General features: G+C 57.7%; 17 protein-coding genes and 1 pseudogene. 8 read left to right on the forward strand and 10 right to left on the reverse strand.

The features are described 5' to 3' along the window. Positions 1 to 58: 58 nt before the first annotated feature. A complete protein-coding gene (locus tag K7J14_RS04840; RefSeq protein WP_230753815.1) occupies positions 59 to 2,422 on the reverse strand; it encodes a substrate-binding domain-containing protein in 2,364 nt (787 codons plus the stop codon). Between the two features lie 118 nt (positions 2,423 to 2,540). Further along, positions 2,541 to 3,446, reverse strand: coding sequence for a DMT family transporter (locus K7J14_RS04845; protein ID WP_230753817.1), 906 nt, complete (start codon positions 3,444 to 3,446; stop codon positions 2,541 to 2,543). Positions 3,447 to 3,549: 103 nt separating this feature from the next. Between K7J14_RS04845 and K7J14_RS04850 the strand changes: the two genes are divergently transcribed. The 5 genes and pseudogenes from K7J14_RS04850 to K7J14_RS04865 all read left to right on the forward strand — a co-directional run bounded on the left by K7J14_RS04850 (position 3,550) and on the right by K7J14_RS04865 (position 8,245). Then, positions 3,550 to 3,771, forward strand: a complete 222-nt coding sequence (locus K7J14_RS04850) for a hypothetical protein (RefSeq protein ID WP_230753818.1) — start codon at positions 3,550 to 3,552, stop codon at positions 3,769 to 3,771. Between the two features lie 27 nt (positions 3,772 to 3,798). After that, positions 3,799 to 3,927 (forward strand): annotated as a pseudogene (locus tag K7J14_RS16345) (chemotaxis protein CheX); the annotation flags it as partial. Positions 3,928 to 4,147: 220 nt separating this feature from the next. After that, positions 4,148 to 6,166: a PP2C family protein-serine/threonine phosphatase gene (locus K7J14_RS04855; RefSeq protein ID WP_230753820.1), complete on the forward strand. Its 2,019-nt coding sequence runs from the start codon at positions 4,148 to 4,150 to the stop codon at positions 6,164 to 6,166. Between the two features lie 28 nt (positions 6,167 to 6,194). Further along, a complete protein-coding gene (locus K7J14_RS04860; RefSeq protein WP_230753822.1) occupies positions 6,195 to 7,166 on the forward strand; it encodes an alpha/beta hydrolase in 972 nt (323 codons plus the stop codon). Beyond that, positions 7,163 to 8,245, forward strand: coding sequence for an endonuclease/exonuclease/phosphatase family protein (locus K7J14_RS04865; protein WP_230753824.1), 1,083 nt, complete (start codon positions 7,163 to 7,165; stop codon positions 8,243 to 8,245). The genes K7J14_RS04860 and K7J14_RS04865 overlap by 4 nt, the downstream gene beginning before the upstream one ends. A 16-nt stretch (positions 8,246 to 8,261) precedes the next feature. On the opposite strand, the gene K7J14_RS04870 is transcribed toward K7J14_RS04865, so the two are convergent. After that, on the reverse strand, positions 8,262 to 8,621 hold the full coding sequence (locus K7J14_RS04870) for a CoA-binding protein (protein ID WP_230753827.1): 360 nt from the start codon (positions 8,619 to 8,621) through the stop codon (positions 8,262 to 8,264). Between the two features lie 122 nt (positions 8,622 to 8,743). Here K7J14_RS04870 and K7J14_RS04875 point away from each other — a divergent pair, with 122 nt between their 5' ends. Next, positions 8,744 to 11,572 carry a M16 family metallopeptidase gene (locus tag K7J14_RS04875; protein ID WP_230753830.1) on the forward strand — a complete coding sequence of 943 codons (2,829 nt, stop codon included), beginning with the start codon at positions 8,744 to 8,746 and terminating at the stop codon, positions 11,570 to 11,572. A 21-nt stretch (positions 11,573 to 11,593) separates the two neighbouring features. Then, a complete protein-coding gene (locus K7J14_RS04880) occupies positions 11,594 to 12,820 on the forward strand; it encodes a metallophosphoesterase family protein (protein ID WP_230753832.1) in 1,227 nt (408 codons plus the stop codon). 131 nt (positions 12,821 to 12,951) lie between these two features. On the opposite strand, the gene K7J14_RS04885 is transcribed toward K7J14_RS04880, so the two are convergent. Together K7J14_RS04885 and K7J14_RS04890 are read right to left on the reverse strand one after the other, a co-directional pair. Then, entirely contained in the window at positions 12,952 to 13,644 is a 693-nt protein-coding gene (locus tag K7J14_RS04885) for a Bax inhibitor-1/YccA family protein (protein WP_230753834.1), read from the reverse strand. Positions 13,645 to 13,728: 84 nt separating this feature from the next. Next, positions 13,729 to 14,349 (reverse strand): HD domain-containing protein, encoded by a 621-nt coding sequence (locus tag K7J14_RS04890; protein ID WP_230753836.1) that lies wholly within the window; start codon positions 14,347 to 14,349, stop codon positions 13,729 to 13,731. A 217-nt stretch (positions 14,350 to 14,566) separates the two neighbouring features. Between K7J14_RS04890 and K7J14_RS04895 the strand changes: the two genes are divergently transcribed. Then, positions 14,567 to 15,943 (forward strand): MATE family efflux transporter, encoded by a 1,377-nt coding sequence (locus K7J14_RS04895; RefSeq protein ID WP_230753838.1) that lies wholly within the window; start codon positions 14,567 to 14,569, stop codon positions 15,941 to 15,943. 586 nt (positions 15,944 to 16,529) lie between these two features. On the opposite strand, the gene K7J14_RS04900 is transcribed toward K7J14_RS04895, so the two are convergent. The 5 genes from K7J14_RS04900 to K7J14_RS04920 are packed head-to-tail and all read right to left on the reverse strand — an operon-like array spanning position 16,530 to position 21,590. Then, positions 16,530 to 17,525 carry a LacI family DNA-binding transcriptional regulator gene (locus tag K7J14_RS04900; RefSeq protein ID WP_230753840.1) on the reverse strand — a complete coding sequence of 332 codons (996 nt, stop codon included), beginning with the start codon at positions 17,523 to 17,525 and terminating at the stop codon, positions 16,530 to 16,532. A 36-nt stretch (positions 17,526 to 17,561) separates the two neighbouring features. Further along, entirely contained in the window at positions 17,562 to 18,533 is a 972-nt protein-coding gene (locus K7J14_RS04905) for a hypothetical protein (RefSeq protein WP_230753843.1), read from the reverse strand. A 21-nt stretch (positions 18,534 to 18,554) separates the two neighbouring features. Continuing rightward, positions 18,555 to 19,616 (reverse strand): putative glycoside hydrolase, encoded by a 1,062-nt coding sequence (locus tag K7J14_RS04910; RefSeq protein WP_230753845.1) that lies wholly within the window; start codon positions 19,614 to 19,616, stop codon positions 18,555 to 18,557. Positions 19,617 to 19,620: 4 nt separating this feature from the next. Then, on the reverse strand, positions 19,621 to 20,685 hold the full coding sequence (locus tag K7J14_RS04915; RefSeq protein WP_230753849.1) for a carbohydrate ABC transporter permease: 1,065 nt from the start codon (positions 20,683 to 20,685) through the stop codon (positions 19,621 to 19,623). Further along, positions 20,682 to 21,590: a carbohydrate ABC transporter permease gene (locus K7J14_RS04920; protein ID WP_230753852.1), complete on the reverse strand. Its 909-nt coding sequence runs from the start codon at positions 21,588 to 21,590 to the stop codon at positions 20,682 to 20,684. Before K7J14_RS04920 ends, K7J14_RS04915 begins: the two co-directional genes overlap by 4 nt. Positions 21,591 to 21,667: the final 77 nt, after the last annotated feature.

A 21,667-nucleotide genomic window follows, 5' to 3' on the forward strand; every position in this document is an offset into this window, starting at 1 on the left:
TCGTCATTTCTCCAGTACTAAAAGTACTGCTTTTTTGCCGATCGCGCCGGGAGCCTGGCTACGAGGGGTCTTCTATCGACAATAAACGGTTCACGAGGGAAAGAACGTAGGCGCTGAAGCCGTAGCGGCCTCCCTGCTCGTCTTTGAGAAGCCGCAGGAGCTCTCCCTTGCCGGTGATTCCCAGCTTGTTGTAGACCTGGGTCAGGTGCCCCTTGACCGTGCTTTCCGCGATGAACAGTTTCTCCGCGATGTCCTTGATCCGGTAGCCCTGCAGCTGCAGCTCGATTATTTCCTTCTCGCGCTTCGTAATGTTGCGGTTCGCGAAGAAATCGCTGTCCGGAAGGAGGCCGTCTCCCAGGAAGGTCAGCGGATCGAGGGCGTTCCACCGGATGCTCCGCAGATTTCCCTTGCGGTCCACGATGCCGGATATCCGCGCAACCGGAATGTAGCGCTTATGTTCCGGACAGATGAGCCTCAGCCCCGGATAGTCGAGTATCCGCTCTCGATCGAGCCGGTGAACGAGCTCGTCGACGGCGGACGCGTCGTCGGCCTCAAGGAATTTCTTCAGAGAGGTCAAGCCTCCCGCCTCTTGCAGGCAGAGGCCTTTAAGCGCGCTCGGGTTCGCGTAGGTGATCCTGAGAAGCGTGTCCGTCTCTAAAATCATGACAGGTACGGCGGCGGCGATATCGCGGTAGCGTTCCTCGCTTTCGCGCAAAGCCAGGTCCGCGGAATCCCGCTCCCTTCGGAGAGAAAGCGATTCGAGGGCCTGAGAAATCTGGTCCCGCAGGGACTCGAACACCACCGGGTCGACTCCCGATCCTTCCAGAATAATGTAGCCGTACGACTCCCTGTTTCCGAGCAGCGGCATCCGGACGGAATCCCGTCCTCCCCCGGCGTCGAAACAGGGAAACAGTTCCGCGTCGTCGTAGAAGCCGCCCTCCTCGTCCTGCGTTTTCAGAGCCTTTGCTCCGTTCCGGTGGAGGGCCAGGACGACTCGGGTAAAACCCATCAGGGGAACGATCGCGGCGAGGGTTTCGCGCAGAGCCGCTTCGTCGGCGACGGAGCCGAGCTTGAAAGACAGATCGCGGAAGAGGTACTGCGTGTCGCGGAGGAAGGAAAGCTCACGGGCGTGATGCTCGCCCGACTTCTGGGTAAGCAGGGCGAAAGCGCTCGCGAACAGGTCCTCCAGGTAGCGCAGAGTACGCATATCGGAAGGAGAATCCGAAAGGCTTCTGCGCACGAGGGACAGCAGCACATGCCAGCGGTTCGAGAAATCGCTCCAGCCGCCGGTCGAATCCAGAAGACCCGAGAACACCTGAAGGAACAGCGGACGCTCGACGAACTTTCGCAAGTCGAGGGAAGCCGAGTTGCACAGCGAGGTGTAGGCGTCCAGAGCCTGGCTTTGCGCCGAGCCGGTCAGCTGCAGCTCGCGCGTCAGCCACTCGGACACGGCGGCTCTTTCCGCACGGCCGGCGGCAGGAGAGAGGTCTTCCCCGGCAGGACGCCGCGTACGGATTAGAGGAACCGGTGAGCAGCCGCAAGACTCGCGGAAGACCGGCGCGCACCGCAGGCGATTTTCCGCCGGCGCCTCGAAGGATGGATCGGCTATCTTCATGAGCAGAATGCGGCCCGCATTGAAAGCCTGTTCGTACAACGGCTGATGCACAGTCGTCAACAGCGGCGTGAGAAAGCCGGCTTCCGGTATATCGTCGAAGCCCGTTATCGCGTAGTCGCGGGGACAAAGGAGCCCCCTCCTGCTCATCGCTTCTATGAAACCGAGGGCCATGTCGTCGTTGGCGCAGGAAAGGATGTCGAAGGGCAGCGGACCCGAAACGTCCAGCCGGGAGGCGATTGCCTGGCCGCAACGGTAGCTCAGATCGCCCCGATATACGATTCTCCGGCTCTCCGGAATTCCGTGCCGGTCGAGGGCCGCCTTCCATGAATCGAAACGCATCGCGGCGTCCTGGCTCTGGTCCGGGCCGGAGAGAAAGGCGAAACGCTCGAAGCCGTGGACTGTCGCCGCATGATCGACGAGGGCGGCCATGCCGAGCGAGTTGTCGGTTTCTACCGACGGAAACCCGGAAAGGCTCATCCCGATGGTAACGAGGGGAATGTTTCCGAAAGATTCGAGGAACTCGCGGTTTTTCAGCGGTTCGAGAAAGCTGCCGATGGAGCCTGCGGTGACAACCAGGCCCTGGGGAGCGCTTTCATGCAGGGAGCCCCGGGCGAGGCTGTATATTTCGTTGAAGGAGTCCTCGTTCCCGTACGGTGACCCCAGGGACCTGCCGACATAGGTTTTCAGCGAAACCCCGGCGTCCTCCGCGAAATCGGAAAGCCCCTTGCGTATGAGGGACTGATAGCGGCCTTCTATTTGGTTGATTAATACGCCTATTACAGGACGGCGGGATTCAGAGTGTTTCATGGGCTCCATCGGAAATTGCAAAATATGATAGACAGTATGCCCCTCACAAACCGTATTTGTCCAGAATTTCCTTGTAAAGTCCGTTCGACCTGATGGCGGCAAGACCGTCCAAGAAAGCTCAGCGGAAAATCAGGGCGAGCCCCAGCATGGCGAGCACCGCGCCTCCGGCCTGGGAGGCGGTGACCTTACGCTTCAGGATGAAAGCGGTAGGAGGCAGCAGAAACACCGGGGACAGAGAACTTAGCGTCGAGACGATGCCCGCTCCGGCGTGTTGTATCGCGAACAACAGGAGGCCGACCCCGATGAAAGGGCCGAATACGGCGCCCAGGCTGATGATTCCCAGGGCCTTTCGATCGAGAATAGCCGCGCGGACGTCGCAAAGCTTGCGGGAGAACGCCGCCACCAGGAAAAAACCGGCGAAAGCGCTGCCGATGCGGATCTGGGTGGCCGCTACCGAATCGACGCCCGCGGCGCCCGCTTTGGTGAGCAGGGTGCCGGCTGCCATGGAGACGGCGGACAGCACGCCGAACGCCACGCCTTTGACATAAAAACGCCGCTCGGCCGAAGACTCGTTCTGAGGAGCGTTTCTTTCACGGCCTCCCGCTATCGTAACCGAAATGCCGGAAACGCAGAGGGCCATGCCCGCCAGGGACCAGGGGCCGAGTCGCTCTCCGTATAGTAAAAAGGCTGCGGCGGCGGTCAGGGGAACCGACAAGGACATGAGGAGCATGGCGGTTGCCGAACCGATATACACGTACGCATTTAATAGAAAATAATCGCCTATCACGAAGCCGACGAAGCCCGAAGCGCCCAGAAAAAGCCATGACGAGGCGGCGACGCCCTGAGGAAGGAAATGGCCGGTAAGAGCGAAGGAGACGAGGGCGAGATAGAGGGTGCCGAAGGCAACCTTCAGAGTGTTCACCGGCAGAACGCCGACCCGGGAAACGGCGTTCTCCATAAAAAGGGCGGCGAGAGTCCACGACAGAGCCGTGCCGAGCGCGGCGATTTCTCCGATATACGTCATACCGAAATATATCTTTTTTCCCGCGCCGTGTCTCCCGGAAATTTGGCATTCTTCTATCCGTTGAGCATCGCTATTCGCGTAAAAATACGTTATTCTCGGAGGTATGAACGTGCGCCTGATAAACCCCTTTCTCTCCTCGACAATCACGGTTTTCGAACAAATGTTCCAGGTTCAGCCGATGCCCGGAGAGGTGCATCTGGACGAGCGGGCGCACACGCACCGCTGGGATATTTCCGCGGTCATGGTGCTCACGGGGAACGCAATCGGCGTGGTCGCGATTCGCTTGACGCGGGTGCTCACCGACAAGCTCCTGACGCGATCCTGAGTCACCTGGGTTACTCAGGAAGAACGGGAAAACCTGATCAACAGACTGGTAGGGGAACTCGTCAACGTAATAGCGGCTCAGGCCTCGAACAAGCTCGAAGAATACCGCATAGAGATATCCGTGCCCATCGTCGTGCAGGGGCAAAACCACAAGTAGCCTGGCCGGACAAGCAGCCCATCATCGCCATTCCCTTCGCAACGCCGTTCGGCCCGTTCACCGTCAACGTCAGCCTGTTCGAGCTTCCGAAAGCCTACCGCCAGAGATGACCCGCGGCCGGAATGCCGGAAAATACTGACTGAAAGTACCACAGATCATGCTTGTTAATGCAGGCGCCGATTCCGAGCCGCGTCTATACTGGCGGAGAGAGGTGCGGAACATGAAACGAACATCGTCTGCGTTGCTTTTTTTTCTGGCCGCTTTCCTTGCGAAGGCCTTCTCCTCGCCGGTCGCAGTCCTCCATAACTGGGAAGACAGGCTCGCCCTGGACAACAGAGAAGCCGTACGGTTCTCTTCCGGCGATTCTCCCGAATACGCGGCGCCCGGCTTCGACGACTCGCTCTGGCCGCTGCTTTCCCTTCCGCTCTCCCCCGGAGACTTGAAGCGCCTTGAAAGAAGCGAAGGCGCGGTGTACTGGTACCGCGTCCGAATCAGGCTTCCGGAAGGCTATCCGCAAAAGGCCCTCGGCATACAGCTCGGGAAGATCGCCGACGTCGATGAAACCCGCTGGAACGGAACGCTTATCGGCACGTCCGGGTCTATCGACGACCCGAGTTCGCACGCGAGCAACCGGCTCAGACAATACGAGATCCCCGCGCACGCCCTGCGCCCGGGAGAGGAAAACGTGCTCGCGGTCAGAGTTCGAAACACTTGGCGAGCCGACGAGCTGCCCGGGCGCGGAAACTATTTCATCGGGGACTACGACGCGATGCGGTCCGCCTTTTTCCGTAGAGGAATGAGGGAGCTCGCCTTCCCGGTAGTGTATTTCGTTTTCTTCGCGTATTTTCTCCTGCTTTACTCCAAGCGGACCAGGCAGAAGGAAAATCTCCTGTACAGCCTCTTTTCGATCGCCTTCGCGCTTTACTCGGCATGCCGGACCGACATCAAATACGAGTTCATCTCGAATTTCAGGTTATTGCAGAAGCTTGAATTCGGCAGCATGTACGCGGCCATACCGCTGTTAATGGCCTTTGTTCTATCTTTTTTCCGGGAAAAACAGACGCGTTTCCATTACGGATACTACGTTTTTTCGGCGGTCTGCCTTGCGGCCCTGGCCGCGATGCGAAACCATCTGCACTGGTACAACCTGAACGTCTATTTCATTCAATACACCTGGATTTTTCCGTTCTTCGAACTCTTCCGCACCCTCGTCAAAAACTACCGCAAATCCGCCGACGCGCGCATCATGTTCTCAACCTTCGCCTTCGTATGCGCGGCGATCGCCCACGACATCCTGCTTTCGCGGGGAATACGGATGGTTCTGTTCATCGGATTCTGGCTCACTCCCTTCGCGATGTTCGCCTATGTCAGCGGCATCGCGACGATTCTTTCGGTTCGCTTCGCGAAATCAATGAACCAGATAGAAGAACTGAACGCGACGCTCGAGCGCAAGGTGGAAGAGCGAACCGCGGCCCTGGACAAGTCTCTGCAGGAAATAAGCCTCCGCGACGAAAAAATCCAGAGAGAACTCGTGATGGCCGGATCTGTCCAGCAAGCCCTGCTCCCGGAGCGCATTCCCGACTGGCCGGTGCGGATCGCTGTGCGGTACAAGCCTCTGCGCGAAGTAAGCGGAGATTTTTACCACTTCGCCAAAACGCTCGACGGCGGCTATCTGATGTACATCGGAGACGTATCCGGCCACGGCATGCCTGCGGCGCTCTACGCCATACTGGCGGTTAAGGCGTACTCCGAGGCCGCCCGCAGCGAAACCTCGCCGGCCGCCATCCTCTCCCGCGTCAACGACGATCTGTGCCGCCTCGACACGACGCATTACCTGACGTCTTTCATGGTAAAATACGACGGAGAAGGCCGTCTTCATTTCAGCAACGCCGGCCATCCGCGGGCGATTTTGCTCAGCAGAAGAAAGAAAAAGATCACGATGCTCGACACGGCCGGAACCGTCATCGGCATCCGGGACGACGCGCGCGATATGCTTCAGGACGCGGAGATTCCCTTCGAACAGGGAGACCGCATCCTTCTCTATACGGACTGCCTGGTCGAACGCGCCAACGCGGAGGGTGAGCAGTTCGGCGAAACGAGGCTGGTCGATACGTTGAAAAAATTCTTTTTCGAAGATCTCGACGCCCTTATCGATAAAACGCTGGAAACTTTTTTCGCGTTTGCAGGGGGCGCGGAAAATAAGGACGATCTGACGATAGCCGCTATGGAAATAGAGTGATGCACGAAAATCGATGAAGGAGAAAGACATGGACAAAACGGAACACAAGGCGACGATGAAGGAAGAAAGAATCCGCTCGGGCGACGGAACGGAATTATATTGTTCTCAATGGATCCCGGCCGCTGATACGCCGGTGAAAGGCTGCGCGCTCGTGCTTCACGGCATGGCGGACCACGCGGCGAGGTTCTCGAGTCTCGCCGCCGCGCTCTCGGAAGCGGGATACGCGGTCTATGCCTACGACCAGCGGGGACACGGAAGGACAGCCGGTTCGGACGAGGCAATCGGAATCATCGCCGATTCGGACGGCATGGACCTCCTCGTCGAAGATGCCCGTCTGATGATCTCGAAGCTGCGCGAGGACTTCGGCGCAGTTCCGGTCTTTCTTATCGCCCACAGCATGGGCTCGTTCGTAGCCCAGGGCTTCGCGCAGAGATACGGAGATTCCATCTCCGGCATGGTGCTCTCGGGAAGCAACGGCTCGATCGGCGTCATGGCCGACCTCGCGAAGCTCGTCGCAAAAAGCGAGATCAAAAAGCACGGCAGAAACCGGCGGAGCGAAAAGCTCAATACGCTTTCCTTCGGTTCATTCAATAACAGCTTCCGGCCGAACCGCACCGCCTTCGACTGGCTGTCGAGCGTGGACGCCGAGGTGGACAAGTACGTCGGGGATCCCTGGTGCGGAGGAGTCTTCACCGCCGGATTCTTCTACGATCTTGCCGATTTTCTCAAGCGCATCCACCAGAAGCGCAACCTCGAAAAAGTTCCGGCGAACCTCCCGATCGCCCTGTTCTCGGGCGACGTCGATCCCGTCGGCGGCCGCAAAGGCGCGGGAAAACTCTACAGGGAATACAAGAAAAGAGGAGTCGCAGACCTCTCGCTCAAGCTCTATCCGAATGCACGCCACGAAATTCTCAATGAACAGAATCGCGAGGAAGTCGAACAGGATATTCTGGGCTGGATCTCCGCGCGCTCGGGTTCTGCAAGGCGAAGCGGACAATGAAACGCGTGTTGAACATCCTTCGCCGCGCATCCGCTACCGCGGCCGCGGTCCTTCTGCTCGCCGCGGGAGTCTTTTATCTATCGACCTATCATCCCCGCGATATCGAAGAACAAAAGATCGTGTCGACGGGAGAAGAGCCTGTCCTGAAACAGGGGCAGAAGATAAAAATTTTGTGCTGGAACGTGCAGTTCATGGCGGGAAAGAACTACGTCTTTTTCTTCGACGAATGGGACGGATCCGGGCCGGACGAAAGGCCGTCGAAGCAGGACATAGCCGTTACCTTCGGCGAAGCTGCGCGGATCATCGCTGAAGAAAACCCGGACATCGTTCTTTTACAGGAGCTGGATTCGGGCGCGAAACGCACGGACGGCGATGATCAGCTTGAACGCCTCATGAAGCTGCTTCCGAAAGAGTATTCGGCCAGAACCGCTGCCTGGTACTGGAAGGCGTCTTTCGTTCCGCATCCGAAAATCATGGGAAGCGTCGGGATGAAGCTCGCGGTGATCTCCAAATACCGGATGACCCGCTCGGTCAGGCGCCAGCTCCCCCTGATGCCCAATAATCCGGTCATGAGGAATCTCCAGTTCAAACGGGCGGTTTTGGAAGCGGTGTTCCCGGTCGAAGGCGGCGCGCCTTTTTCCGCGTTCAGCGTGCATATGGACGCCTTCGCCCAGGGAACCGATACGATGCAACGGCAGGCGGAAAAGGTTTCCTCCATGCTCGCAGAGAAGGAAGAGACGGGAGGTTCGTGGGTAATCGGGGGAGATTTTAACCTGCTGCCGCCCGGCGAGGCGTATTCTCGTCTGCCGGAAAACGAAAAACCGTATTTCCAGACCGAGTCCGAGATCAAACGGCTGTACGAAGAATTCGCAGGATTCCCGCCGCTCGAGGCCGTCGACGGACAGGAAGCGGAAAGATGCTTCACGCATTGGCCGAATTACGGTTCAAAGCCGGACCGGACGCTCGACTATTATTTTACCGGCAAGAACATCACCGTCAGCGACTACCGCGTCCGTTCCCGGGGAACGCTCGCGATATCGGATCATCTGCCGATTATCATCGAGTGCTCTCTGCCGTGAGATAGACGCCTTGCCCTTAGAACTGGCCGGTCGAAAGAAGCACGAGGGTGCAGGCTTCCACGTAGCGGATGCCCGCGTTTTGAAAGCGCCGGGCGAACTCGGAATTTTCTGTTCCCGGGTTCGCGATGACGCGGCTGGGCGAAAGCGCGATGATCGAATCGATCAGGGGCTCCAGGTGCCGAGGAGAGACGTAGAGAGTAACGGTGTCGATAGGGCCCGAAACCTGCGCCAGATCGCGGTGCACCGGCATGCCGTCTATTTCGTCGATCCCCGGATTGAACAGGAGAGCCTCGTGGCCTGCGGCGATAAGCCGATTCATCGCCATATTCGAATACCGTTCGGGATTCCGGCTCGCGCCGATTATCAACACCCTCATAGCTTAACCTCCTTTCTACTTTAATCTTAATCTTAATCTCATTCTCGATTATACACCGGAATGATTAAAGAAATGATGATACACTCGTGGGAGCGAATCAAAAATCAAGGAGTACATAACCGATGAAATTAAGACATTTCCTGTTGGCGGCTGCGGCCGGAGCGGGGCTTTTTGCGGCGGGATGCGGATCGACCGCGGGTACCGTCCAGAAAAGCGCGACAGAGAGCATCGAAGCGGCGGCGAAGCGCGGAACTCTTCCGAACGGGATGGAGTATGTGATTCTCCGCAACTCGAATCCGCCGGGAAAGCTCGAACTCCGCCTCTCGGTGCGGACGGGAAGTTTGCAGGATCGGGAGGGACTGGAGGGCACCGCCCACTTTCTGGAACACCTTCAGTTTTTAGGAACATCGCGCTACAAAGCCGGAGACATAGTGCATTTCGCCGAATCGATCGGCATGGCGTTCGGACCTGAAGTGAACGCTTATACGAGCTACGGCGAAACCCAGTACAAGCTGAGCCTGCCGGCGGACGATCCGGCGGCGATAGAGAAGGGAATCGACATATTGGAAGACTGGGCGCAGGGCCCCGTCGTCGATCAGGCGCAGATGGACCGCGAGCGGAACGTCGTGCATGAAGAAATCAGACTCAGCAGGGAGTCCATGCAGGGCCGTCTCCAGGACGCGCTCATGGAAGAGCTGACCAGGGGATCGCCATACGAGGGCAAAACGGTAATCGGCACCCATGAAAGCCTCGACAGGATCACCGCCGCCGATATCGAACAATTCGCCGAGGCCGGATATACGGCCGATCGGATGACGATCATAGCCGTGGGCGACTGCGACGAAGACGAGCTGATCCGCTTGCTGGAAAAAAAGTTCGTTTCCGGCTTCGGCGGAACGGCGGGCGCACGCAACACGGAAACCTCGATTCCTCGCTTCAAAAACGTGAAAAAGGATTCTTGGCGCGTCCACGAAGACTCGAGCCTCGGCCAGGATTTTTACATGTGGATGAACGTAGAAAACGCGGTTCCCTCCGGCATTCTTGAACAGCAGCTGCTCGACGCAAGGGCCTCCATCGCCGCGCAGGCGGTGAACCAGCGGCTGGGAGCCCTTGAACGGGATACGGACACCGGCGTACAGAAGGCGTTCATGTATTGGGCGACCTCTCTCGGCAACGCACGGGAATACGGGATTCAGCTGCTGCCCCGGAAGGGAATGGACGAAAAAGCGCTGGAAAGCCTCTTCGTCGAACTGAGAAAAATCGAAGAACACGGCATTACCGATCAGGAATACGAACTCGGAATCAAAACGCTCACGGACAGGCACGGAGCCTGGCTTACGCAAAAAATGAACGTAACCAGCGACCAGAAGGCAAACGCGATCGCCCAGACGCTGGCCATGGGAGTCATGTATCCGTTCGGCGAAAGCGCATGGGATTCGCTCCTCGCTTCCGCAAAAAAAACGAAGAAAAAAGACGTGGACGGCTGGATACAGAAGTATGCGTACCCCTCTCCCTCCGCCGTCGTTTCGGTCGCCCAGAACGCCTCCGATTCAGGCAAGATCGACGGACAAAAAATGGAAGAACTGACGGCGCGGTACCGCAAGACGGCAACGCAGGCCGGAGAGGAAATCGCCATGAAGGAACTCGTTCCGAATCCTCCCGCGCCGGGCACGATCGCGTCAAAGGAAAGCGTGAGCGGAACGCCCTTCATGAAGTGGACTCTTTCGAACGGAATCGTTCTCTATACATACCGCAACAATCTCACCAAAAACGATTTCAGGATGAAGGCTGTCGCTCCCGGCGGCCTTTCGATCCTCGCCGACGACGAATACTGGAACGGCGTAATGGCCTCCAGCATCCTGGGAAACAACGGAGCAGCCGATCTGTCTCTCGAGGAGCTGGGCGCCTACCTCACCGGGAAAAGAGCCCGCGTTTCTTTTACGTACAAGCTCGCCGATGTCCAGCTGACAGGGGAGACCGATCCCGCGGATCCCGACGATATGGAGCGCTTCTTCAAACTCGTCCATGCGCATCTCGCGATGCCCCGAAGGGACGACAAAGCAGAGAAAGCGGTCGTCGAAAACGTACAGGCCTGGTACCGGGCAAACGCTCAAAATCCCGAATACCTGTATTCAAAGGAGATTCAGGACGCCCTCGTCGGCTTCGATCCGCGGATGGCTCAACCCGGAAGCGGCGGAATCCCCTCGCTCTCAGGAGACCGGGCAGCCGCGGTAAAAGCCCGACTCTTCGGCAACCCCGCCGACCTCACATTCATTGTCTGCGGAGACTATCTCGAATCCCGGCTCGAAGACCTGGTATGCAGATGGATAGCGTCGCTCCCGGCCCAGGAAGCAAAGCAGGAAAAACCGCGCGATCCGGGAATCAGAACCGTAGCCGGCCCCTACGAAAAAGTCCTCGCCGGGGGAAAAGACGCTTCCGCCAAAGCCGCTCTGGTATTGGTCGAGGAAGGCCCCTGGAAATACGAATACCGCCACTACGCCTCCGTGCTCGCCGAGGTTTTAAAGATCAGGTTGAGAGAAGTCCTGAGGGAGGACAAGGGCGGCGTCTACGGATGGCAGGTAACGGTCAATCAATTTAAACAGCCCTTTTCGCGAACCCTCATTACGATCGATTTTACCTGCGCTCCTGAAAAACGCATAGAGCTTGAAGAAGCCGCCAAGGCCGAGCTGGCCGCCATCGCAAGCGGAAAAATCGATGAGCGGGCATGGGAAGCGGCTCTCGCCATCCATCAAAAGCAGCTTGAAGAAAACATGCGGACCAACGAAGCGTGGCCCGATCTCTTGACCGAGGCTGTCCTGAACGACGTGCCTTTGAGCGAACTGACGATGCTCAAAGACAAGGCGAAAGATCTTTCCCGCGAGGAATTCAACGCCTGGACCGCTTCAGTCCTGAAGCCGGGAAAGGTTCTGTCTTTCGCCCTGGAGCCCTGATAGTAAACGGAGGAAACGAGCATGAACGGAAGAGACGCGCGCAAAGGCAGAGATATGGAATCCGAAGAACAGAAACCCTCGGCCAGATTCAAACAGACGGCGCTGCTGCTGAGCTGCTACTCGGCCTTACTCGGAACGGGAATAACGCTCTGGATATCCCGCTCACACGGAAGCCCGGGACTGCTGGCCTGGAACCCCGTCTACCGGACCTATTTTCTCGTTCCGGCCCTCTTCGCCTCGTTTCCTCTGGTACTCGCGCTTTTCATCGCGCTTGTTCGCGGCCTGTTTTTCCGCGGTACAAGCGAGGGAAGAGCTTGCCGCTTTTTCAGGGCGCTTCAATTCGCCCTCGCCTGCGCGTCGAGCGGGCTTCTCATGCTCGCGTGCGGCATGCTCATCGCGGGGACGAACCGCGTTGGCGGCTACGAACAGCCGCATCTCCTGACGACGCCCGCCCCGCCCCACCCGCTCGACAGAATCGCGCTCTCCTCCGATCCGCACTTCGGAAGCCCAAAGCGGAAAGCCGAAGCGACCGAGCGGATTCTCGACTCGATCGGTAAAGGCGGCTACGACGCCTTCGTCTGCCTCGGCGACATGGCCGAAACGGGATTTCCGGGAAGCTATCTTGAAGAGGCGGCGACTGCGTTCGCTCAGGGGCTGGGCGGCACGCCGGCGGCGACCCTCATGGGAAACCACGACGCGATAGTCGGCGGAGCCGGCCGCTACAAAAGCATTTTTTCGCGCGACCGGTACTGGAGGGCTGATTCCGGGAAGGTCCATCTGATAGCCCTCGACCTTTCCTGGGGCACGGAGGAATTCGACGGCGAGCAGAAACGATGGCTCGAAGAAACGCTCTGTTCGATTCCCCGCGAAGAACTGGTTATCGTGCTGACCCATTGCTTTTTCTATTCGTCGGGATACGTGGACGCCCACACCGGAAAAAACTGGTTCGACCACCCCGACATGATCGAAACGGTTAGCCCGATTCTGGAAGAAGCGGGGGTCGATCTCGTGGCGAGCGGCCACAACCACTACATGGAGTTTCTGGAACACGGAAAAACCGCGTACGCCGTCATCGGGGCCATGGGCGGAAAGCCAGACCCCGAGCCGGAATACGAGTCGCCTCAGTCCCGATGGTTCCGCGCAAGGGAGTTCGGATTTCTCGACATCGCCAGAGGCGACGGCTTTTACGACCTGACCTTCCGCGATGTTTCCGGAAACGCGCTCTGGAGCACGCGCCGCGGCTATTGAGCGCGCCCGTACGCGGGGCAATCTCCGCATGCACAGAGAGGAACACCGCAGGCGGAGCCGCGCTGAAATGAAAAAAAAGACCGGACGGCGAATGGCCGTCCGGTCTTTTCATTAGAGTGCGCGGCTTAGAATCAGTTTCTCTTTCCGAAAAGTCGGATGAGGGCGAGGAAGATGTTGATGAAATCGAGATAGAGTTCCAAAGCTCCGATGATCGCAACCTTTTTGTAGGTGTCCGAGCCGTCGGCGCGGTCGGCGAGAAGCATGAGCTTCTGGGTGTCCCAAGCGGTAAGACCGGTGAACACGACCACGGTTACGATTGAAATGAGGATGTCGAAGGCGCTCGAGCGGAGGAACATGTTCACCGCGATGGCAATCACGATTCCGATGACGGCCATCGACAGGTAGCGGCCCATCGAGCGGAGGTCGGACTTTGCTTTCATGCCGTAGAGGCTCATGGCTCCGAAGGTCAGGGCGGTTACGCCGAAAATCTGCACGACTGACTGTCCGGTGTAGACGAGAAAGACGCTCGCGAGGGTCGCGCCGTTGAGCAGGGAGTAGGCGAGGAAGGCGGTAACCGCCGCGCTCGCGCTGATTTTGCGAATGGAAGCGGAAAGCCACCAGACCAGGGCGAGCTCGCCGATGATAAGTCCGAAAAACACAAAGGTATTCCCGAAAATGATGCGCTGCAGGGGGACGGAGTTCGCCACGAACCACGCGGACACGCCGCTGAGCGAAAGGGCGGCGACCATCCAGCCGTAGACTCCGGTCATAAAGGCCTGGCGGGTTGATTCCCGCTCGGGGTTGATGCTTATGTCGTATTCCATATTTTTTCTCTCCTTATACCTTATAATACAACCATTGGGGGACAGAGGAAACAGGCGAAAAGCGAAAATCGGGATAAAACCGGCTCACTGCTGAGCCGCGGCCGGGGCAAGATATCCCCGCCTGACGGAATCGTTGATGAGCCATTCGAGAAAAGCCCAGATCTCGGCAGATCCGGCGGCGATGTGGCGGTTCATTTCCAAAACCCGGTCGGCTGTTATGCCGAACTGCTTCCAGGTATGCCCCTTCGTCGCGTAATTCTGAAGCAGGGGCTCGAAACGGTCGAATACCGAGGCGAATTGCGCCTCCGGGGTTTCGCGGGCCTCGAATTCCTCCCAGACGGCGAGGCAGAAATCGCGTTGGCTTGAATCGAGGATGCCGAACACCCGTTCCGCAGATTTCCGCTCCTTTTCATGGGCGTCCGCGCGCGCGGCCGCGTACAAAAAGGTGTCTCCGGCGTCCACTTCCACGATATCGTGAATGAGGAGCATGAACATGACACGCTCGATGTCCACTTCCGCGTTCGCGTACTCGCGGAACAAATAGGCCATAAGGGCGATGGTCCAGGAGTGCTCCGCGTCGTTCTCGCAGCGGCTGTCGTCGAAAAGCCGGCTTTTCCTCAGGATGGACTTGATTTTATCGGCTTCCATAATGAACTCGATTTTTTTCATGAGGCCGGGATTTCCCTGATATTCGATTTTTTCCATTATGCGCGCTCCTTTTTTGTTTGTCTCGGGCGAGAGTACCGCCTGGATTGTAACACGTCGCGGCGTCAGGGGGACAGAGCATGGCGGCAGGCGGGGGCGTTGACGAAGGGGTCGGGATTTTCGGACGCGCCGGCTGCGCGGAGAGGATTGCGAGCCTGCAAAGACTCCCGGCCTCGGTCTTGTTCCTATAAAAAAACAAATTGAGTATACTTATGATATGCGCCGAATGCGGGGCGAAGGATGGACCATGAAAGATTTGACAGAGGGGAACGAGGCGCGGCTGCTCGTTTCGTTTTCGATTCCGATGCTGTTCGGGAATCTGTTTCAGCAGTTGTACAATATGGTCGACAGCGTGGTCGTCGGAAACTGGGTGGGCAAGGAGGCGCTGGCTGCCGTCGGCGCGAGTTTTCCGGTCATTTTTCTGCTGTTGTCGCTGTTCATGGGCCTCTCGATGGGCGCGAACATTCTGATTTCCCAGTTTCACGGGGCGCGCGATTCGGAGCGGGTCAGACTTTCGATCGAGACGAATTACCTTTTTACCTTTTGGGCGGGACTGGTTCTGACGGCGGTCGGGTTTTTCGGCGCAGAACCGATCATGATGCTGCTGCAGAGCCCGCCGGAAGTGCTTCCCCAGGCGGCCTTGTATTTGAGGCTCTATAGTCTGGGCATGCTCTTTTTCCTGGGGTTCAATACCGTCAGCGGAATTTTGCGGGGGCTCGGTGATTCGAAAAACCCTTTGTGGATGCTCGCGATTTCCACCGTGCTCAACATCGCGCTCGATCTCCTTTTTGTGATCGTGTTTCATTGGGGAGTGATGGGAGTCGCCGTGGCGACCATCATCAGCCAGGGGGTCGCGCTCGGCCTCGCGCTTGCATATCTCAACAGGACGCACGAGCTGTTGCGCGTCGATTTCCGCAAGCTCAGGTTCGACCGCGAGATTTTCATGTCCAGCGTCAGGATCGGGATTCCTTCCGGGATACAGCAGTCGCTCGTGGCGCTCGGGATCAGCACTATGACGGGAATCGTCAACGGTTTCGGCACCGACGCGATCGCCGGCTACGCCGCAGCGACGAGGATCGAGAGCATCGCGTCTCTTCCGGCGATGACGATCGGCATGGCGCTTTCCACCTTCGTCGGGCAGAACCTGGGAGCCGGCAAGCCGGAACGGGTCAGGCGCGGGTTGAACGCGGCTTTGATCTTTTCCGTAAGCATATCGATCGCGGCCGCGGCGGTTTTCCATTTCGCCGGAGACGCGCTGGTAGCCATGTTCAATTCCGATCCGGGCGTTCTGGAGGCGGGCGCGGGGTACCTGCGGATCATCGGCCCGTTCTTCGTCGTATTTTCCGTTATGTTCATGCTCAACGGCGTAATCCGCGGCGCGGGAGAAACCCTGATTCCGCTCGCGAGCACGCTGGTCGCCATGTGGCTGGTCCGCGTGCCGACAGCCTTCGCGCTTTCCCGGCTGCTGGGACTGCAGGGCGTCTGGTTCGCCTTCCCCACCGGCTGGATAGTCGGCACCCTGGTCGCCTTCGTCTATTACCGCACCGGCCGCTGGATGAAAACCTTCGAACGCATCCACTCGCGCAGAGGCTGAGCGGACGCGCGAAGACCGTGAGTGCTAGCGGGCACCGTGTTGCGTGGGCGAAGACCGTGACTGCAAGCGGTCACCGTGGTGCGCGGGCGGTCACCGTGATGCGCTAGCGGTCACCGTGATGCGCGCGCGAAGACCGTGAGCTCTAGCGGTCACCGTGATGCGCGGGCGGTAAGCGTGAGTGCTAGCGACCACCGTAATTCGCGCGCGAAGACCGTGAGTGCTAGCGGGCACCGTGATGCGCGCGCGAAGACCGTGAGCGCTAGCGGTAAGCGTGAGTGCTAGCGGGCACCGTGTTGCGCGGGCGCGCGAAGACCGTAACAGATAGCTATCACCGTGATGCGTGCACGGTAAGCGTGAGCGCTAGCGGGCACAGTGGCGCGCGGGCGCGCGAAGACCGTAACAGATAGCTATCACCGTGATGCGTGCACGGTAAGCGTAAGCGATAGCTATCACCGTGACCCGCGAACGGTAAGCGTGAGTGTTAGCTGTCACCGTGATGCGCGGGCGCGCGAAGACCGTAACAGCTAGCTGTCACCGTGATGCGCGAACGGTAAGCGTGAGTGCTAGCGGGCACCGTGATGCGCGGTCAGCTTGAGGCGCGAACGATGAGTTTCGGTTTATAGAGGATGGTTTTTTCTTCGAACACGCAAGATTTGAGAAGCGCGAGGGTTTCCTGATAGGCGCACTTTCCGATGTGGGAAAGGGGCTGATTGACGGTGGTCAGGGCGGGAGTAACGAGAGCCGCGCCCGAAATGTCGTCGTAGCCGACCAGGGACAGTTCGGAAGGAATGTCCAAACCGCGGTTCTTCGCGGCGAACAGAATGCCCATTGCGACCTCGTCGCCGGCGGCGCAGAACAGCGAATCCATGCCGAGCTCGAGCGCTTTATCGAGGACGGCCTTTCCTTCTTCGAAATAATAGTTTTCGATCGAGAGAATCATCGAAGGATCGTAGGAAATATTTCTCTCCACCAGCGCTTGAATAAACCCGCGTTTTCGTTCTCTCTGGCTGAGGTGGTAGTACTCACCGACCGAACCGATTACAAGCCCGGGCTTTTTCCTGCCGCGAGAGAGCAGATGCTCCGTCCCCGCATATCCGCCCTGAAAATTATCCAGCTGGATGCCAAGGGTGCCCGGCGCGTTTTCGTCGATCACGACAAGCGGAATTTTATTCTTCTGGTACAGCGCCACGGTTTCCTCGGACGGACAGATGCTCAGGGCGATCGCCGCGTCGGCTCTGCGGCCGTGCACGATCTCCTTCAGGACCCGCTCATCCTCGTTCAACGTGGAATACAAGGTGATCAGATAACCGGAGGGAGTTTCGACGATGGCCTGCTCGATGCCCTTCATCACTTCCATCTCGTAGGGAGACGAAAAGAACGACGCGACGACGGCGATGGTATGTGTCTTGCCGCTCACCAAACTTCTGGCAAGATAGTTGGGATGATAATCGAGTTCCTCAATAGCCTTGAGGACCCTGGCCTTTGTCTCTTCCGTGATTCCCGGATGCCCATGGATTGTCCATGAGACCGTTGTATGGGAGACGCCGGCCGCTTTCGCCACATCATGAATCGTTACTGCCATTGAGGATTCCTCTTCATAACAATCATAGTATCAAAACTATTGAGCACTGTTAACAGGAACGCCTCTGCGGGCCATCATTTTGCGCAAGGTGAAATCCACCCATATTATAGAAAGACTTTGATCGTCAGGAAGGCCGGCGGCAAGATGCATGCCGAGATCCTTCAAGGGATTCTCCAATGCGCCCCAATAATGTTCATCGGATTCATAGCCGATTTGGTACATCACCGGATTCGGATAAAAATGACGGGACCAGGCGTCGAAGGTTTCCTTCATAGCCTCCAGGCTCCCGTTGTACTGGCTATCGTTCACAAAGATGATGTCGCTGCGGTACGTCGGCGGCATCCACGCCGGATCCCAGTGCTTCAAAAAAAGAGAAAAGCGCTTGTCGACTTTTTTGATTCTCCGGTCGATGTCCTTCGCAAGATCGTCGGTAATAGCGGTACCCCAGCCGTCGGTGCCGGCGGACTTATACCACTCGACGTCGACCCCGAAACCGCGCACCGACGGATGATGCTTGTAAAGCTTCATGGTTTCCTCAGCCAGCGCGGCAAGGTCGGCCGTGTCGCCGGGCTCGACTTGAATCCAGACCGCATAGCCGCGACGGTCGCAGAGCTCGAGAAAATCCGCGTTCATATCGACGGGAAAGTCGTTGACTCCCGCCGCTTTATTTCCCAGCGGATAATTGACGGTACAGATTCTGTTCGATGGAGTTCCGGTTACGGTCCCGGCGATCCACACGAATGAGCCGACGCTTCCGGGATACAGCTCTTCCATCTCCGCCGCGTACAGATCCCACAGCTCGTTGTCAGGAAACGGCTTGATCCCGTAATTCGAGGCGCGCAAACCCGCAAAGTGAACGCGAGCTCCGCTTTCGGGCATTCGCGCGCGATCGCGTATTTGAGATCCTGAAAAAGCGCATAGAAAACCTAAGAATACCAGGGCCGCGGCAGCGGCGAAGACAATTCCAACTATCAGCATGCGATTCGATCCTTTTGTAAAATGCGGCATGAAAGACCTCCGATAAAAGAGCTACGGCTCGGTTCGCCCCGCAAGGCAGGACGCGACAATTTCTATTTTTTCCGGCTGGCGGAAAAGAGTTTCGTGAGAGTATACGGCCAGACCACCCGATGGACTTTCGAGCGCGTTCATCACAGACGCATGAAACTCGTCGGCAGCCAAGCTTCGCTCCGTATAACAGGGCGAAGCCTGAATGCAGGGAACGACGGGAACGAGGCCTCCGCTTCGCTCCCGCTGATCGTGCACAACCCGGGCTATCCAGTCAGGCTCTCTGCCTGTCATATGATGATAGGCCATCGGCGTCAGATAATCGACCAGGGAAGACAGGGTTTCAATCTCCTGTCCCAGGAGAGACGCGACAGCGCCTCCGTACTCGTCCGCTGTCCAGGGAACCGTATGCAGGCCGATCCTGATGTTCGGACAGCGGCGTCGAGCGAATTCCGCTGCCGACGCCAATCGGGATCGCACCTTTTCGGTTCGCCACAGGCCGGGATCGCGCGAAACGGAAGCCCCGGACTTTCCAAACGAATCGAAAAAATCATCCTGGTCGGCTTTGCAGGAAGGACAACCGCACGTCGCTTTTATCCTGTCGAGGGCAGAGAGACTTCCGGCACGCGGCGACCGACCGCCGCCGGTTTCGCGTTCCGGTCCGATCATCTCCCAGAAGCCGAAAAAACGCGCAAAATCGAAGCTGATTCCGTCCGGAAACCAGGAAAGACGGCGCTCAAACCGTTCGAAAAAACGCCTGCGAGGACCGTCCCTGGTCGGACAGACGAAGCGCACCCAGTCGTCTACCGCGGGAGCCCCCTCCATCGTACGGGCGAGATCGGCATCGGCGTCGCCCTCCATGGCGAGAAACACCGGCTCGATCGCGCTCCATAAAAGCCCCGCGTTTTTTATCGCCGCGATGAAATGCAGAAACGCGTCTTTTCCGGGTTGCGCCTCGTTGCCGTCTGCCCGTCCCGGCGGAACGCAATCAGGGCCGACCATAACCCAGTCGAATCCGGTTTTTTTCCAGCTGTGCGCTGCCTGGACCGGGTTCTCCGGAATCGCGTAGACCTTTATCGCGTACATCGGCCTAGCCCTTCACGCCCGAAACGACCGTCCCCTGTATGAAGTAGCGCTGGAAGATGAAAAAGAGAATGATCGGAGGCATCATCATCATGGTCGTCGCGGCCGCTTTCAGGGAATTATTGTTGAAGTACAGGGCGTCGAAAGACTGCAGGCCCAAAGCCACCGTGAATTTCACCTGGTCGTGCAGATAAATCAGCGAGTAGTAATATTCATTCCACCAATACACGATGGCGAAAACGGTGATGGTGACCAGCACAGGAGTCGATTGCGGAATGATGACGTTCCACAAAATTCTGATCGGCCCGCAGCCGTCGATTTTGGCGGCGTCGTCGAGTTCCCGCGGAAGGCCCATCAGGAACTGGCGGACCAAAAACACGTTGTAGGCGCTCACCGCGAAAAAAGACGGAACGATCAGCGGGAGCCAGGTATTATACCATCCCAGTTTCTGGAAGACGATGAAACTGGGAATGAGCGAAACCTGAGCCGGCAGCATCATGGTCGAGAGCAGAATGATGAACACGATATTCCTGCCCGGAAAATAAAACCGGGAGAAACCGTACGCGACGAGGGTCGTGGATATAAGCGTTCCGAGAACCGCGAACACCATGATGAACAGAGTGTTCGCAATAAAGCGGGGAAAGGGCGATTTGGTCAAAGCCTCCGGATAGTTGGACCAGTTTAAGCGCACGGCGGCGACCCGATCGTCCGGAGTCGCAGGAGGGGCCGAATACCGCTCGTCGGGATTGTCGGGATTCGCGTACACCCACATCCGGTTTTCCTTTCCCACGTACGCGAGCTCGCGTTTCGCGCCGTCGATCTCAACCATGTATACGAAATACTTGTTTCGGGGAATTCCCTCGCCTTCAAGCACGACCTGTTTTCCCTCAAGGGGAATGATGGAAGTCGGAACGGTGCGGATGACCTGCTTCGACGAAAGCGATCCGCCTATCATATAGAGCATCGGGATGAGAACTCCGACGCAGGCGACGAGAATGATCGCAAGCGATATCGAACGGTACCGGGCGTCGATCTTTTCCTTTGAGCGATACAACGATTTTGCGGTTTTCATTTGCCTTTCACCTCGCCTTCATAAAAGACCCACATGCTGGAGCTTCTGAAAACCAGCAGAGTCAGAACCATCACAAGAAGAAAAAGCACCCAGGCAAGAGCCGAGGCATAGCCCATCGACTGATACTTGAACGCATTGTTATAGAGATACAGATTATAGAACATGGTGGATTCGGCAGGGCCGCCCTTAGTCAAAATCATCGGTTCGGCAAAATACTGGAAGGTTCCGATTATGCCCATGACCAGATTGAAAAAAATGATCGGGGTCATATGGGGGATGGTGATATGGACGAGCTGCTGAATGCGGTTGCAGCCGTCGAGCTCCGCCGCTTCGTAGTACGATGTCTGGATTCCCTGAAGCCCCGCGAGATAGATGATCATGCCGCCGCCGACTCCCCATATGGAAAGAAAGATAAAGCAATACAGCGTGTATTTCGGATCGAGAAGCCATTGCGGTCCGGGAAGGCCGACCTGGCGAAGCAGATAATTGACGAGTCCGTAGCGGTCGTCGAAGAGGCCCCGCCACAGCATGGCGACGACTACTCCGGAAAGCATTGCCGGAAGATACAGCACAGTCCGCCACACCTTCATGCCTCTGACGTTTTGATTCAGCAGATACGCGAGGAAGAACCCGGCGACCAGATTGAGCGGTATCGAAATAAGCGCGAATTTAAATGTGACCTTCAGACTGTTCCAGACCTTGGGATCCGTAAACAGGGTTGTAAAATTATGAAAGCCGATCCATTCGGGGCTGTTGCGGCCGCTGTAGCGGGTGAAGGAAAAAAAGAGAGACGCGATCATCGGTATGAAAGTGAACACCATGAAGCCGATGATCCAGGGCGAAATGAACAGAATTCCCCAGCGCGATTCTGTACGGGCCTGAACGGAAAGTCGTGTAGTCGACATGAAAACCTCCGAAGAAAAAAGCGGTGCGCGCCGGAGCTCGGCGAATGCCGCCGCCGGCGCGCGCTCCGCTACAGAAA

Source organism: Teretinema zuelzerae (assembly GCF_021021555.1).
Taxonomy (GTDB): Bacteria; Spirochaetota; Spirochaetia; order Treponematales; family Treponemataceae; genus Teretinema; species Teretinema zuelzerae.